The organism is Brevundimonas sp. GW460-12-10-14-LB2 (genome assembly GCF_001636925.1).
Lineage (GTDB): Bacteria > Pseudomonadota > Alphaproteobacteria > Caulobacterales > Caulobacteraceae > Brevundimonas > Brevundimonas vesicularis.
In genome coordinates this window covers 1,725,537-1,740,276 of sequence record NZ_CP015511.1, presented here as the reverse complement: position 1 = coordinate 1,740,276, position 14,740 = coordinate 1,725,537, and the positions used below count along the sequence as shown (strand labels likewise).

Sequence of the window (14,740 nt, the reverse complement as noted above, 5' to 3'; positions counted from 1 at the left end):
CCGTGCAACAGCCTAGTGCATCTTTGATGTCCGAGGACGCGTCAAATCTTCGATGCAGGTCCACAATAATTCCACATCGTCTCCACAATCGATCGGACGGAGCGCGTCGGACAACGCGCTCCGTCCTCGTGAAAGCTATTTCCTCACGTATTTGTCGAGGAAGGTCAGATAGGCGTCTTGGGCTGTGATGCGATTGTCGCGGCGGGTGAAGCCGTGCCCTTCGTTCGGGAAGACGACATAGTCAACCGGCACGCCATTTGCGCGGACGGCGGCGACCAGTTCGTCGCTTTCGACCTTCAGCACGCGCGGGTCGTTCTCACCCTGCACGACCAAAAGGGGCTTGTTGATCCCTTCGGTGTGGAACAGGGGCGAGATGCGGCGGTGGCGCTCGGCGTCGGTGGCTGGATCACCCATCTCGTCATAAAGGGCGATGCGCTGGGCGCCCCACCATGGCGGAATGGACTCAAGCGTCCGAACCCAGTTGGTTACGCCGAAGATGTCCACCCCCGCCGCAAAGGCGTCAGGATGGAAGGCGAGGGCGGCGGCGGTGATGTATCCGCCATAGGATCCGCCCATCACTGCGACCTGATCGTCGGCGACCCAGTCCTGCTGTCTCAGCCAGTCGCCGCCGGCGACGATGTCGCGCAGATCCGCCTCGCCGTGCTTCTTGTCGTCCAGATGGAAGAAGGTCTTGCCGTAGCCGGAGGAGCCCCGGTTGTTGGCGCCCAACACAGCATAGCCATGGTTCACCAGGTGCTGGACCATGGCCGAATAGCCGCGTCGGGTCTGGCCGCCGGGACCGCCGTGGACCAGCACGATGGCCGGGGCGGGATTTGCGGCGGACGCGCCCTTGGGCTTGTAAAGCACAGCGGGGATCATGACGCCGCCCTCGCCAGGGTATCGCACGATGGTGGCCTCGACGAGCGCGTTTTCGTCGATTGCGGGATTGAGGGCATGGGTCAGACGGGTGGCCCGCCCGGTGGTCAGGTCGGCGACGAACACATCGGCCGGCGAGGTGTCGGACGAAACGGTGAAGGCGATGGTCTTCTCGTCCTCGCTAAACCGGACATTGCCGATGTCGCCGTCAGGCAGGCCGGTCAGGGCGACGGGCTGACTGGTCGTGGCGTCCAGCAGGGTCAGTTCGGTCTTGGCGTCGGCGTTCAGGCCCGAGACGCGGTAACGCCCGCTCGGCGAATAGAAGACGAAGCTGACGTCCCAATCCGCTTGGATAAGCGGCGTGTTTGCGCCGCTCGCCAGATCGCGGCGAATGGCCTGCTGAAACTCGCCGTTCTGGTCCGTGCCGATCAGCACGGCTTTCGAGTCTGGCGTGAAGTCGAAGGCGGTATAGGCGACATTGCCCTCGTGCGGGGTCAGCAGCTTGGGTTCGCCCGGTGTCGTCAGGTCGACCAGATAGAGATCGTTGTTCGCGCTGGTCAGCGCCTTGTCCAGCACCAGCCACCGCCCGTCCGGCGAGAGGGCGGCCGGTGAGAAACCGCCGGTGTTCTCGAAGACCGTCCGATGCGCATAGGTGGTCGCATCATAGGTGATGACATCGAAGGCCGAGGCGTCGCGTGCATTGGACGTGACGAAGAAGGTCTTGCCGTCCTGGCTCCAGCTCAGGAAGTCGGCCTTGACCTTGTCGCCAGGCGTCAGGTCGGTGATCGCCCCGTCCGGCGTCCGCACGAACAGATGGCTCAGCTCGTCGCCGCCGCCGTCCTGGGTGAACAGGATGCGTGCGTCGGAGGGGAAATAGCTGACGGGATTGACCGCGCTCGTGGTCGAGTTGGTCAGTGCGACCGGGTCGCCACCGGCGATGGGCAGGGCATAGGCGTTGAAGACCCCCGTCTTGTCCGACCGGATCAGCACGGACTTGCCGTCCGGCGAGAACGCCTTGGCCCCGCCGTAGCCAAGACCATACGAAACGGTGTCGAAGAACTGGGCCGCCGTATAGGTCGGCGTCGCCGGGCTTGTCGCTGCGGTCGTGGCAGCTTGCGCCATGGCTGCGGCGGGAAGGGCGGCCATCAGGGCCAGTACGGAAACCAGGCAGGCGGTGGTGCGCATCGGAGCCTCTCGTCGGTGGGATGACCGGAGGAGGCGACAGAACACCACGTCGGATGCAAACTGTCTTCGATTTAATGGATCGTCGTTAGACGACGACCGCTGTCGTGTCGCGGATGAAGCCGCCGCCCAGGACGCGTTCGGGGTCCGTCGGGTCATACAGGGCGCAGGCTTGGCCCGGCGCGACGCCTTCTTCGCCATCGTCGAAGACGACGCGGATATCGCCGTCGATCAGGGCGAGGCGCGCCGGCGAGGGCTGCCGGGTCGAGCGGACACGGGCCAGGACCGGGATGTTGGTCTCGGCCGCCTCGACGATGGTGGCCTCGTCGCCCAGCCAGTTAGTTTCTTCCAAAGTCAGAGAGGCGGTCAGCAGGGCTTCACGCGGGCCGACGATGACGCGACGGGTTTCGGGCTCCAGCCTGGTCACGAACAGCGGCTCGCCCACGGCGACGTTCAGGCCCCGGCGCTGGCCGATGGTGTAGTCGGTGATGCCCGCGTGCTGACCCAGCACCCGGCCGTCCATATGCACGATCTCGCCGGCCTCACGCCCTTGCGGACGCAGGCGGTCGATCAGGGTGCGATAGTCCCCGGACGGCACGAAACAGATGTCCTGGCTGTCCGGCTTGGCGGCGATCTTCAGACCCAGTTCGGCGGCGACGCCGCGCACCTGTGGCTTTTCTAGATCGGCCAGGGGGAAGCGCAGATAGTCCAACTGGTCCTGGGTCGTGGCGAACAGGAAATAGGATTGGTCGCGCGAATGGTCGATCGCCTTGCGCATCTGCGAGCGGTTGCCGGCGACGGCGCGGCGGACGTAGTGACCCGTCGCCATCGCCTCGGCGCCCAGGTCGCGGGCCACGTCCAGCAGGTCGCGGAACTTGACGGTCTGATTGCAGCGGATGCAGGGGACCGGCGTCTGGCCTTTCAGATAGGAGTCGGCGAACTGGTCGATCACCGCATCCTTGAATCGGCTCTCATAGTCCAAGACATAGTGTGGAATGCCGATCATGTCGGCGGCCAGACGCGCGTCGTGAATGTCTTGACCCGCGCAGCAGGCGCCCTTTTTCTTCAAAGCCGCGCCGTGGTCGTAGAGCTGCAGCGTCACGCCGACGACGTCATAGCCGGCCTTGTGCAGCAGGGCCGCGACGACTGTGGAATCCACACCGCCTGACATGGCTGCCACCACGCGCGCGCCGATCGGCAAGCCGACCGCCGCCCGCGCGCTCTCCACCGCCGCATCCATGTCGGTGCGGGCGATGTCGGGAACGGGGCAGCAATCTTCGACCAGGGTCATCGCGGCCATTTAGTGCGGAACCGGCGCGATTTCGAGGCCCGCAAACGAAAAGGGCCGCACCCGTCGCCGGATGCGGCCCTTAACGTCTTCGGGGAAACCCTCAGGAGCGGTAGCTCTGGATCCGCGTCGTGCGCAGGCCCTGCATGCCCCATTTGTCGATGGCCTTCTGCCAGGCCAGGAACTCTTCGGCCGTCAGACGATATTTCGCCAGGGCGTCGTCGAGGCTGAGCAGGCCGCCGCGAACGGCGGCGACGACCTCGGCCTTGCGCCGGATCACCCACCGGTCCGTGTTGGACGGCGGCAGGTCGTTGAGGGTCAGGGGCGTGCCAGTCGGTCCGACCACGTATTGTTCGCCTTTGCTATTAAGGCGTCGCTCTTGCAACATGGGCTTATGCCTCTTTCACCAACACCGTAGTGTCATGAAGGTAGGCGTCCCCGACTAAGGTCCGTTTAAGGGTCGTGGTGAAGGAACGGATAACTTCCGCCCCTTCCCGAACGACTCTGTAAACCTTGCTTGCGCGACGATTCATCGAGACTAACGCTTACTTACTCGCCGATCAGCGTTTGATGTTGATCAGCTCGGCCAGCATTTCATCGGCCGTGGTGATGATTTTGGACGAGGCGGAATAGGCGCGCTGGGTGGTGATCAGGCCGGTGAACTCGGCCGACAGATCGACGGTTGAGGACTCCAGCTGCTTGGCCGCGATCTCGCCCGCGCCGCCCGTTCCCGCCGCCTTCAGGTTGAAGGTGCCGGACTGAAGGCTGACGGCGTAGGCGTTGCCCGACACTTCACGCAAGCTGTCGGGGCTGGGGAAGGTGGCGACCGCGACCTGGGCGATGCGGCGCATGACGCCATTGTCGAAGATGGCGGTGACGAAGCCGCCCTCGTCGATCTTGATCTCGCTCAGATTGCCGAACGCCGTGCCGTTGGTGACCGTCGACTGGACGACCGAGGCCGTGTTCAGCTGGCTGAGACCGCCGGCCGAGGTGTTGAGGTCCAGCGTGACGGCTTGGGCGGCGATGCCCAGACCGTCGGCCCAGGCCACCTGGCCGGCCGGCATGGTCAGATTGTTTGGATCGGACTTGCCGAAGTCCAACGTCGCCATGGTTGGGTCGTCGAACAGACCCGTGCCCGCAGGCCAGGCCTTCATCGTATCGACGTCCAGGCGACCCGACGGCGTGAAGGCGATTTTGCCGGTCTTGATCTGGCCGTTGGCGTAGGGCGCGCCTGCGATCACGTCGCTGGCCGGCACGGACACGATTTCCGCATACCAGATGTTCGGTTCGTCGCTCTTCAGGAAGCGGAGTTCCAGGTTGCGCTGGCCGCCCTTGGAGTCCGAAACCGGGATGTTCATCTTGAAGTCTGGCTTCACGCCGACAGGGTTGTCGTCGTCGGCGTTGTACATCGCCATGGAGTTGACCGACGGGTCGTACTTCGTCTTGGCGACGTTTTCGTTGCCCAGGCCGACGTCCGAAAGGTTGAGCGTATAGGCGGGGCCGCTGGCCGGCGTGAACTGGATCTGGGTCGGCGGCGTGCCGATCGCGGTCGCCGAGCCGGCGTTCGCGCCGTTGATCGTCAGCCCGGTGATGGCGCCGGTGGTCGGGTCGAAGGTCGCCGAAGCATCGACTTTCTGCGAACCGGACTTGATCACCAGATCGTGGCTGTTGGCGCCGGTGCGGGTGTAGCGGACCGACACGTCGTGGGTCACGGCCGGCGTCGCCGTATCGGACACGCCCTTGTAGGACTGGGCGCTGGCCGCGGAGGACGATTCCTGGCTCGAACGCAGGTTGGCGTTGATCTGGACGCGAGTGGTCGGTTCGGCGGTGCCGCCGACCGAGCCGATGTTGATCGAGCGCAGGCGCGAAAGGTCGGAGGGATCTGTGGAGATTTCGCCGTTGGAGTCCACCGGCCAGCCTTGGAGATACAAGCCGGCGCTGTTCTTCAGATAGCCCTGCTTGTCGACGGTGAAGGCGCCGGCGCGGGTGAACAGGCGGGTGTCGGTCGCGCCGACGTTCTCGGCCTGCGTCGTCGTGACGAAGAAACCCTGACCGTTGACGGCGAGGTCGGTGCTGGAGGTCGTACGCTGAAGCTGACCTTCCTGGCTGACATAGGAGCGGGTGTTGGTGGTCACGCCGCCGGCAGAGTAGCTGCCGCCCGATGCGGTCTGGCTGTTGACCAGGGTCTGGAACTCGCTGGCCGTGCGCTTGTAGCCAACGGTGTTTACGTTGGCGATGTTCTGCGAGATCGCCGCCAGGGCGGCGGAGTTGGCGGCCAGGCCGGACACGCCGGCCAGCATTGCACTGTTGAGGCTCATGGAAGAACGCTCCTTAAATAGAGGTCATCGGGAAGGCGGCGGATCGCATCATGCGGCCGCCTCCTCGGTGGGGACGTTCGGATTCTCCGTATCGTCGGTATCGTTTGCCGCCTGGGCCTTGATCTCGTTCAGCGAGATCACGGTCGAGAGCGGAAGGATGGAGTCGCCGATCACCAGATACGGCGCGCCGTTGTACATCTCGACGCCGGTGACCCGGCCCTGGATCAGGGCCTGGGCGTCGACCTTGGCGCCGGTGGCGTCGGTCGCGGCGACCTTCAGCGTGTAGACGCCGCCGTCTTCGGCCGTGCCGCCGTCCTTCAGCTTGCCGTCCCAGGAGAAGGTATGCAGGCCGGACGTCTTGTCGGGCGCGGCGCCTTCCCAGACGACGACGCCCTTGCTGTCGACGACCTGCAAGGCGGCCTTGTCCGCGTCGGCGCCCAGTTCGTAGGCCCAGGTGGCCTTGCCGTCGTTGAACTCGGTGGCGGTCCAGGCGGCGGTGACGCTCTTGCCGATGTAGTTGGCGGCGTTATCCAGACCGCCGCCGGCCTGGGCGGCCAGCAGGCTGGTCAGCAGGTCGTTCGTCAGCAGTTGCTGCTCCACGCCGGCCATCTGGGTCAGCTGGGCCGTGAACTGATTGGAGTCCAGTGGCGACAGCGGATCCTGGTTCTTCATCTGCGTGGTCAGCAGGGTCAGGAAGGTCTCGAAGTTCGAGGCCAAGGCCTTGGTGCCGCCGGTGATGCGGCCCGCTGCGGCGGAGGTTGTGACGGCGTCGACCATGGGGTCAGACCTTCAGATCGACGCGGTCAGGCGTCAGGGAATGGTTGATCCAGGCGCCGGGCGCCGGGACGATGGGCATGTCGGCCTGGGCCGCGAGGTGAGAGCCGCCGGCGAACAAGGCGTTGCGCTGCTGCTGGCGCTCGAAGGCGCCGCCGCCCGTTGACGGATCGCGTTGCGAGAAGTCGAGCGCGTCGCCCGCGACCTGGAATCCGGCCTCCTGAAGCTGGCGACGCAGTTCGTCGGCGCGACCCTTCAGGTCGGCGGCGGCGGCGGGGTTGTCGAAGGCCAAACGGGCGGACAGCTGGCCGTCCTTGCCGATTTCAAGGCTGACATCCACGCGGCCCAGGTCTTCGGGCGTCAGCACCATGTCGAACCGGGTGGAGCGACTGTCCAGGCGGCGGGCGATCTGGGCGGCGAGCTGGGCGGTGGTCTCGACGGTGGCGCGCGACAGGGTGGACAGGCCGAGATCATGGCTGGGTGCAGCGGCCTGCTGAACCGCTTGGGTGTCTGTGGGTGCAGCTGCGGTCGGTGCGGCGTCGAGGGCGGCGACGGGAGCAGGCGTCGCGGCGACCGCTGCGTCTGCAACCTTCACCGGCTGGACGGTGGGTTGCGCGGCGGCGATCTCGGGCTTGGCGGGCGCGGTCGGTTCTGTACCGGCGGCTTCGGTCTGGGCCGGCGCCTGCGCCGCGTTGCTGGTCTGTTGCGCCAGTTCGTGACGAGCGGGTCTGAGCGACGGTCCGGCCTGGGTGGTCACGGGCGTCTTGTCGCCGATGGTCGCCTCGGCTGGCTGATCGGCGGCGACTTGATCGGTGTCGATCGACAGATCGGCTGCGACCACGGCGGCGGCGACATCGGTAGGGACCATCAGCGCGGGTTTTGGCGCCTGGACGGCGACTTGAACCTGAGCGGCCGAAATCTTCGCGGCCGCCATGACCTGTGCGATGGGCGATGCGGCGGCAGGTTTGGCGCTGTCGGATTGCGCGGTCTGGCCGTCTGGGCTGGCGATGTCCTGGGCAACCCTCACAGTCGCCGGATCGGTCGAGGCCGTTTCAGCCGTCTTGGGTTGAGCGACGCGAGCTGCGGCGGCTTCCGATGACGCTTTCAGCGGCGCTGTCAGGTCGAGCTTCGCATCACCGATATCAGCGGCAGTGTCTTCCAGCGCCTTTTGAACAGCGCCCGGCATAGGTGTCGAGGCATCCGCAGTCATGAGCGGCGCAATGACGGGCGGCCGAACGTCCGCGACAGGTTTGGCGGCCTCCGGTGCGGCGACGGTCTCGGCCTTGGCGGCATCTGCGCGAACAGGCTCCGAGTTCGTCGTCGATGCCGACACGAAAGCGGTGGGAGCAGGCTCGGCTTTGTCTTGCGTCGGGGCGACGATGGAGGGGGCCGTGTTCAGCGTCGCGATAATGTCCACGGGCGCAGGCGTCTCTGACGATGCCTTTGCGGTGTCAGTGGCCGAGGATTGGTCTGTCGCCGCCTGCTCGACGGTGGGCTGAGGCGTGAGCGACGCCAGAGGTGCGACCGCCGACGTTTGAGGCGCGAGGAGAGCGGCAACGACCGGCACGCTCACATCGCTGGCTTCGTTCGCGTCGTCGCCATCAATAGCCGGTTCGTCCGAGAGCGTGAGCAACGGCATCGTCGTTTCGAGCGGCGGCGTGGCTTCGTCGATGACGGTGTCGGTCGCGACTGTAGCGTCTGCCGATACGACCGCTGCGGCTTCGAAGGTTTGCGGCTGCACCAGGCTGAAAGCCTTGGCCGTCGTCAGGCGGCTGGCAGGTGCAGACGTCTCGTTCGTCGCGCCGCCCAAGCCGGCGTCGAGGACGACGGCGATCTTGCTGGAGAACAGGCCGGCCTCGTTCGTTTCCGCGCCCGAGGCAGCCGTCGTCGTCCCGGTCGAAACCGGGGCGGCGGGCGCAAACAGGGCGGAAGCGATGGACATGGAAGCGCGGCGGCTTTCAGGAAGGAGTCGACGGCGCCTGCTGCGCCCAAGGGTTCGCCGCCATCAACGCAAGGGTCGGGCCATGAAATTAGATCAATGAAAACAATATGGACTGCTGTGCCGAGTTCAGGCGGAATGAGGGGTGACGGTCGTTATTGCCGCGCTATCGCCATTTTTTGCCCGGCTGCGACGATCCTGCCGCCGACCGTCGGGATACGCCCTGGCGCGGTTGGCCCGGTGTTTGCGCCTCATTGCGATCATGACGGCCGACCGATCTGTGATCTTGTTGAAAAACAACGCTCTGCATGAGCGGGGCCGGCGCGTGGCTGGGCAAGAACTGCGCGCGACAGTGCAGGGCTTGCCGGGTAGGGCGGGGGAGACGCGTCAATGTCGCTGAACTCGATCATGAACATTGCGACGTCGGGGCTGAAGACCGCCCAGTCGCAGTTGCGCGTCACCGCCGACAATATCGCCAACGTCGATACGCCCGGATACATCCGCAAGGTCGCCGATCAGTCGGCCGCCGTCACCAATGGCTATGGTTCGGGTGTCGACGTCACGCGGGTGCGTCTGGCGACAGACCGTTTCCTGCAGGCGGCCAGCCTCAGCGCCGGGGCGGACGCCGCGCGCCAGACCGTGCGCTATGAGCTGTACGACCAGATCCAGAACCAGTTCGGCGATCCCAGCAGCGACACCAACTTCTTCGCTCAGGTCGACAAGCTGTTCGCCACCTATGCGACCCTAGCCGAAAGCCCGACGTCCTCGGCCGGGCGTCAGGATACCATCTACAAGACCCAGGCGATCTTCAATCAGGCCGCCGGCATCGCGTCCCAGATCGAGTCAGCGCGTCAGGAGGCGGACGGCCGGCTGCTGAGCGCGGTCGAGACGGTCAATCCTCTGCTGGAACAGATCGCCAAGCTGAACAAGACCATCGCCGCCGGCACGGTGACGAACGAGGATGTGACGGGCGCCCAGAACGCCCAGCTCGGCCTGATCAACGAACTGTCCAAATATATGGATGTGAAGGTCGAGGCGCGCTCGAACGGCGGCGTGACGCTGCGCACCAACACAGGCACGACCCTGGTGGGCGAGGGGGCGGCGACGCTGTCGTACCAGGCGGCCGGCACTGTGGACGCCATGACGGCCTTCTCGGACATCATGATCACCGAGCCCAGCGGCACGCGCTGGCCGCTGTTGGACGGCGTGTCGTCCGGTCAGATCCGGGGTCTGGTCGAGATGCGCGATGTCGATGCGCCGGCGGTCGCCGCGCGCCTGGGTGAGTTGACGGCCAAACTCGCGGACGAACTGAACCGCGCCCATAACGCAAACAGCAGCGTTCCTGCACCGACCACCTTGACGGGGCGCAACACCGGCCAGTCGCTGGAGAACGCCCTGACCGGCTTCACCGGCACGACGACCATCTCGGCGGTCAATGCGTCGGGCGTGGTGCAGGCCTCGGCCCGGATCGTCTTTTCCGGCGGCACAATGACGATCAACGGCGCCGCCGCGGATCCGACCACCTTCCTCAGCGTGCTGAACGCCCAGCTAGGCGGCACGGCGACGGCGAGCTTCTCGGACGGCCAACTGCGCCTGGACGGGGCGGGTGGAAACGGTGTGGCCATCGCCGACGATGCGACCTCGCCCAGCACGAAGGGCGGGCGTGGATTTTCGCACTGGTTCGGCCTGAACGACCTGGTCGCCACGACCACGCCGACCTTCTACGAGACGGGCCTGACTCTGACGTCTCAGCATGGGTTCGATCCAGGCGAGAGCCTGACCTTGCGCTTTGCCGGTCCGTCCGGCGCGCGTCTTCGCGACATCACCGTGTCCGTGCCCGCCGGGACGGGAACGATGGGCGAGATGTTGGGCGCGCTGAACGATCCCATCACCGGCGTTGGCCGCTATGGCGCCTTCAGCCTGGATGCGGCGGGCAAACTGTCATTCAAGGCTTACGACGCGTCGGCGACGTCGATGAGCGTCGTGAAGGACAATACGACCCAGGATCCGTCCGGCCTTTCAATGTCGCAACTGTTCGGCCTGGGCGCGATGGGATCGACCCGGGCGGGCGCCTATACGTTGCGCAGCGACATCCAGCAGGACCCCGGAAAGCTGGCCCTGGCGCAACTGAACCTGTCGGCCGCGGCGGGGACGCCGGCGCTGAGCAAGAATGATGGGCGCGGCGGCCTGGCGCTGGGGGATGTGGGCAAGAAGAACATCGCTTTCGCCGCAGCCGGCGGCAATGCAGGCGGGACCAAGACCTTGTCGTCCTATGCAGCGGACTTCGCCGGCGAGATCGGCGGCAAGGCCTCGGCCGCCAAGACCCGCAGCGAAACGGCAAGCGCCCTGGCCAAGGAGGCGGACAGTCGCCGCACCTCGGCCGAAGGCGTGAACATGGACGAGGAACTGGTCAATATGACCACCTTCCAGCAAGCCTATAACGCCTCTGCGCGCCTGATCCAGGCGAGCAAGGACATGTACGACGTACTGATCGGAATCCTGCAATGACGCGCGTCGCGACCCACGGGAACTACCAGTCGGCCTTGCTCAGTTTGATGAACGCGCAAGGCCGCGCGCAGCAGGCGCAGGAGCGGATCGATAGCGAGAAGATCGCCACCGACATGTCCGGCTACGGCCGAGGCGCAGAGCAACTGACCAGCCTGACGTCGACCCAGGCGCGACTGGAGGGCTTCATCTCCACCGGCGAGGCCGTGAAGGCGCGACTGAGCGCCCAGGATCTGGCCATGAGCCGCATCTACGAAGGCGGTAATGCGGCGCGCGAGGCCATCGCTAATAGTCTAGCCGCCGGGCGGATCGACAATCTGATGGTCGAGCTCGGTCTGAACTATCAGACGGTGCAGGGGGGGCTGAACGCGGAACACCAGGGCTCGTACCTGTTTGCGGGCGGTCAAAGCGACATCGCTCCCGCCACGGCTGCAACCATGGCCGATTTGACGGCGGCGGCGTCCACCGCCGCGACCTTCGCCAACGACACCTTGAAGCAGAAGTCGCGTATCGACGAAAAGACCACGGTCGAGACCGGGTTTCTGGCCAGCGAGATCGGCGGGCCGCTGACTGAGGTGTTTCGCAACATTCAGGCCTTCCAGAACGGCGCGGCGGTGACCGTCGGCGGCGTGACCTATACGCCAGCCGGCGCGGGCACGCTGACGGGACAGCCGGACGCCAACGTCACCGCGTTTTTGAAGGCGCAGATGGGCGAACTGGACAAGGCGAATGCGGGACTGACGAACCAGACGGCCAAAAACGGTCTGATCCAGAACCACGTCGAGACGGCGCTGGACGCCCAGGAAAATCAGAAGACCGCCCTGCAGAAGATGATGCAGGACAAGTCCGGCTATGATCCGGCAAGGGCGATCACGGACCTGCAGATGGCGCAGGTGGCGATCGAGGCTTCGGCCCAGATCATCAACTCGCTGAAGAGCACGTCGCTGCTCAATCTGCTGCGTTAAGTCGTCGTTTCGAAAAAGAAAACGGCAACGCTGGACCAAACACCGTTCTGGAACGTATCATGAACGATGGCCCGTCTCGATCTGCGTCGAAAACTCTCCGTTCTGGCTGACGCCGCCAAGTATGACGCCTCGTGTTCGTCGTCCGGAACGTCGAAACGAAACTCCGTCGGCGGCAAGGGGATCGGCTCGACCGAGGGCATGGGCATCTGTCACGCCTATACGCCGGACGGTCGATGCATCAGTCTGCTCAAGATCCTGCTGACCAACTTCTGCATCTACGACTGCGCCTATTGCATCAATCGCGTGTCGTCGAACGTGGAGCGCGCAAGGTTCGATATCGACGAGGTCGTCGACCTGACGCTCAACTTCTACAAGCGCAACTATATCGAGGGCCTCTTTCTGTCGTCGGGCATCATTCGATCCGGCGACTATACGATGGAGCAGCTGGTCCTGGTGGCCAAGACGCTGCGGGAAGTCCACGATTTCCGGGGCTACATTCATCTGAAGCTGATTCCGGAGGCGGATCCGAAGCTGGTGGAGATGGCGGGACTGTATGCCGACCGCCTGTCGGCCAATATCGAGCTTCCACGCGACGAGGCGCTGGCGCGACTTGCGCCACAAAAGGATGTCGGGGTCATTAAAAAGGCGATGAGCCAGGTGCGCCTGGGCGTCGAGGCGGCCAAGCCGGCCAAACGTGAAAAGATCAAGCCGCCGAAGTTCGCGCCGGGCGGCCAGAGCACCCAGCTGATCATCGGCGCCGACGGCGCGCCGGATACGGAAATCCTGGATCGCAGCGCCTCGCTCTACGGCGGTTACGGCCTGCGTCGCGTCTATTATTCGGCGTTCAGCCCCATCCCGGACGCCAGTTCGATCCTGCCGCTGTCCAAGCCGCCGCTGATGCGTGAGCATCGGCTGTATCAGGCCGATTGGTTGATGCGGTTCTATGGCTTCTCCGCGCCGGAGATTGGCGAGGGGGCATCGAACGGCATGCTCGATCTGGCGGTCGACCCCAAACTGGCTTGGGCTCTGAACAAGCGCGAGCAGTTCCCCGTCGATGTGAACCGCGCGCCGCGCGAGATGCTGCTCCGTGTGCCGGGGCTGGGCGTGAAGGCGGTGGACCGGATCGTCTCGGTGCGCCGCTATCGGACCCTGCGGCTGGAGGACGTCGGACGACTGACGCGATCGGTGGCCAAGATTCGGCCCTTCATCACGGCGCTGGACTGGACGCCAGGCGGTCTGACGGATGCGGCGGACCTCAAGGCGCGCGTGACCAGCCGCACGCCCGAGCAGTTGAGCCTGTTCTGATGGCGGTGGTGATGCTGGACGGTGAGACGGACTTCGACGGCTGGCGGAAGGCGGCGCGCGCGTTTCGATTGGCGGGTGTGGAGCCTGCGGCGGCGCGGTTCGTCGTGGCGGGGACGATGGAACAGGGCGGGCTTTTCGATCAGCCGATTGCCGAAGAGGCGTCGCCGACGCCAGATGAGCGCAGAGCTTTCAACGTCCCGAAAGAGTTCGTGGACCTAGCCCAGAACCTGATCCTGCATCGATCCGCTGACCGTTTCGATCTGATGTATCGGCTGCTGTGGCGGCTGAAGGATGAGCCGGACCTGATCAAGGTCATTTCGGACCGCGACGTCGCCGACTCGCTGGAGCGGGTCAAGAATGTCAGCCGCGCCTCGCACAAGATGAAGGCCTTCGTTCGCTTTCGCCAGGTGCATGACGATTTGGGCGAAGCTTGGGTGGCGTGGTTCGAGCCGCCGCATCGGGTTTTGGAAAAGACCGCGCCCTTCTTCCAGCGGCGGTTCACGACCATGCGCTGGTCGATCCTGACGCCGGATGGTTCGGCCTTTTGGGATGGAGAAGCCTTGCGGTTCGGCCCGCCAGCCACCCGCGACATGGCGCCGGCCGAAGACGAGATCGAGGATTTCTGGAAGACCTACTACGCCTCGACCTTCAATCCCGCGCGGCTGAAGGTGAAGACGATGCAGGGAGAGATGGCCAAGTCCTACTGGAAGAACCTGCCGGAAGCCGCCCTGATCCCGGAACTGGTCGCGGCCTCGTCGGTTCGAACCGAGACCATGGTCGCCACGCCGTCTCCTCAGCCCAATCCGCGTTTCGCGCGCGCCGTCGCGCCTGACCTCCATTTGGCGCGTCCCGACGCCGAGGCCGTGCCCGAAAACCTAGACGATGTCGCAGGCGGCGTTCAGGCCTGTCGCCGTTGCCCGCTTTACCGCGACGCGACGCAAGGCGTGTGCGGGGAGGGGCCGAAGTCGGCGCGTCTGATGATCGTCGGCGAACAGCCCGGCGATCAGGAGGATCTGGCAGGCCGCGCCTTCATCGGGCCGGCGGGACAGGTGCTGAACGCAGCCCTGGCCGAGGCCGGCATTGATCGATCCGACGTCTATGTCACCAACGCGGTCAAACACTTCAAACACGAGCCGCGCGGCAAACGTCGCCTGCACAAGACGCCGAATGCGGGCGAGGTTCAGGCCTGCCGCTGGTGGCTGGACTCGGAGCGAAGGCTGATCAAGCCGCAGGTCGTGCTGGCCCTGGGGGCGACGGCGGGTCTGGCGTTGCTGGGTCGCAAGCCGGCTGTGATGCAGGAACGCGGCGCGCCGATCGACCTGAGCGACGGATCGACCGTCGTACTGACGGTCCACCCCTCCTATCTGCTGCGTCTGTCGGACGAGGCGGCGAAGTCCGAGGCGAGGCGGTTGTTCATTGAAGATCTGGCGGCCGTGCAGCGTCGTATGAGGTGACGCGAGAACGAATCCCGTTCGGCCGCGTTTGGCATCAGCGCCAGCGTGACCGTTGGACGTTTCATCGGGGGAGGCGATCTCGACACGGTTGATCGACAAACATCCGCGCGAATGTCATCGCGCGTTGACATCGA

General features: G+C 65.2%; 10 protein-coding genes. 4 read left to right on the top strand and 6 right to left on the bottom strand.

All coding sequences use genetic code 11. The features are described 5' to 3' along the window. Positions 1-135 precede the first annotated feature (135 nt). From A4249_RS08650 to A4249_RS17050, 6 genes are all read right to left on the bottom strand, one after another. Positions 136-2,061, bottom strand: coding sequence for a S9 family peptidase (locus A4249_RS08650; RefSeq protein ID WP_066551991.1), 1,926 nt, complete (start codon positions 2,059-2,061; stop codon positions 136-138). A gap of 85 nt (positions 2,062-2,146) precedes the next feature. After that, positions 2,147-3,358, bottom strand: coding sequence for a tRNA 2-thiouridine(34) synthase MnmA (mnmA, locus tag A4249_RS08645; protein WP_066551990.1), 1,212 nt, complete (start codon positions 3,356-3,358; stop codon positions 2,147-2,149). A 91-nt stretch (positions 3,359-3,449) separates the two neighbouring features. Beyond that, the gene (sciP, locus tag A4249_RS08640; RefSeq protein ID WP_026108337.1) at positions 3,450-3,734 is read right to left on the bottom strand and encodes a CtrA inhibitor SciP; all 285 of its coding nucleotides are present in this window, start codon (positions 3,732-3,734) and stop codon (positions 3,450-3,452) included. A 172-nt stretch (positions 3,735-3,906) separates the two neighbouring features. After that, positions 3,907-5,664: a flagellar hook protein FlgE gene (flgE, locus tag A4249_RS08635; protein ID WP_055754753.1), complete on the bottom strand. Its 1,758-nt coding sequence runs from the start codon at positions 5,662-5,664 to the stop codon at positions 3,907-3,909. 48 nt (positions 5,665-5,712) lie between these two features. After that, positions 5,713-6,441 (bottom strand): flagellar hook assembly protein FlgD, encoded by a 729-nt coding sequence (locus A4249_RS08630; protein WP_066551989.1) that lies wholly within the window; start codon positions 6,439-6,441, stop codon positions 5,713-5,715. A gap of 4 nt (positions 6,442-6,445) precedes the next feature. After that, positions 6,446-8,380 carry a flagellar hook-length control protein FliK gene (locus tag A4249_RS17050; protein WP_257722449.1) on the bottom strand — a complete coding sequence of 645 codons (1,935 nt, stop codon included), beginning with the start codon at positions 8,378-8,380 and terminating at the stop codon, positions 6,446-6,448. 405 nt (positions 8,381-8,785) lie between these two features. Here A4249_RS17050 and flgK point away from each other — a divergent pair, with 405 nt between their 5' ends. The 4 genes from flgK (at position 8,786) to A4249_RS08605 (ending at position 14,606) form a co-directional block, all read left to right on the top strand. Further along, a complete protein-coding gene (flgK, locus tag A4249_RS08620; RefSeq protein WP_231868675.1) occupies positions 8,786-10,885 on the top strand; it encodes a flagellar hook-associated protein FlgK in 2,100 nt (699 codons plus the stop codon). Continuing rightward, entirely contained in the window at positions 10,882-11,847 is a 966-nt protein-coding gene (locus tag A4249_RS08615) for a flagellin (RefSeq protein WP_055754756.1), read from the top strand. Before flgK ends, A4249_RS08615 begins: the two co-directional genes overlap by 4 nt. A gap of 66 nt (positions 11,848-11,913) precedes the next feature. Continuing rightward, entirely contained in the window at positions 11,914-13,152 is a 1,239-nt protein-coding gene (locus A4249_RS08610; RefSeq protein ID WP_066551986.1) for a putative DNA modification/repair radical SAM protein, read from the top strand. Beyond that, positions 13,152-14,606, top strand: a complete 1,455-nt coding sequence (locus tag A4249_RS08605) for a UdgX family uracil-DNA binding protein (protein ID WP_066551985.1) — start codon at positions 13,152-13,154, stop codon at positions 14,604-14,606. Before A4249_RS08610 ends, A4249_RS08605 begins: the two co-directional genes overlap by 1 nt. Positions 14,607-14,740 lie beyond the last annotated feature (134 nt).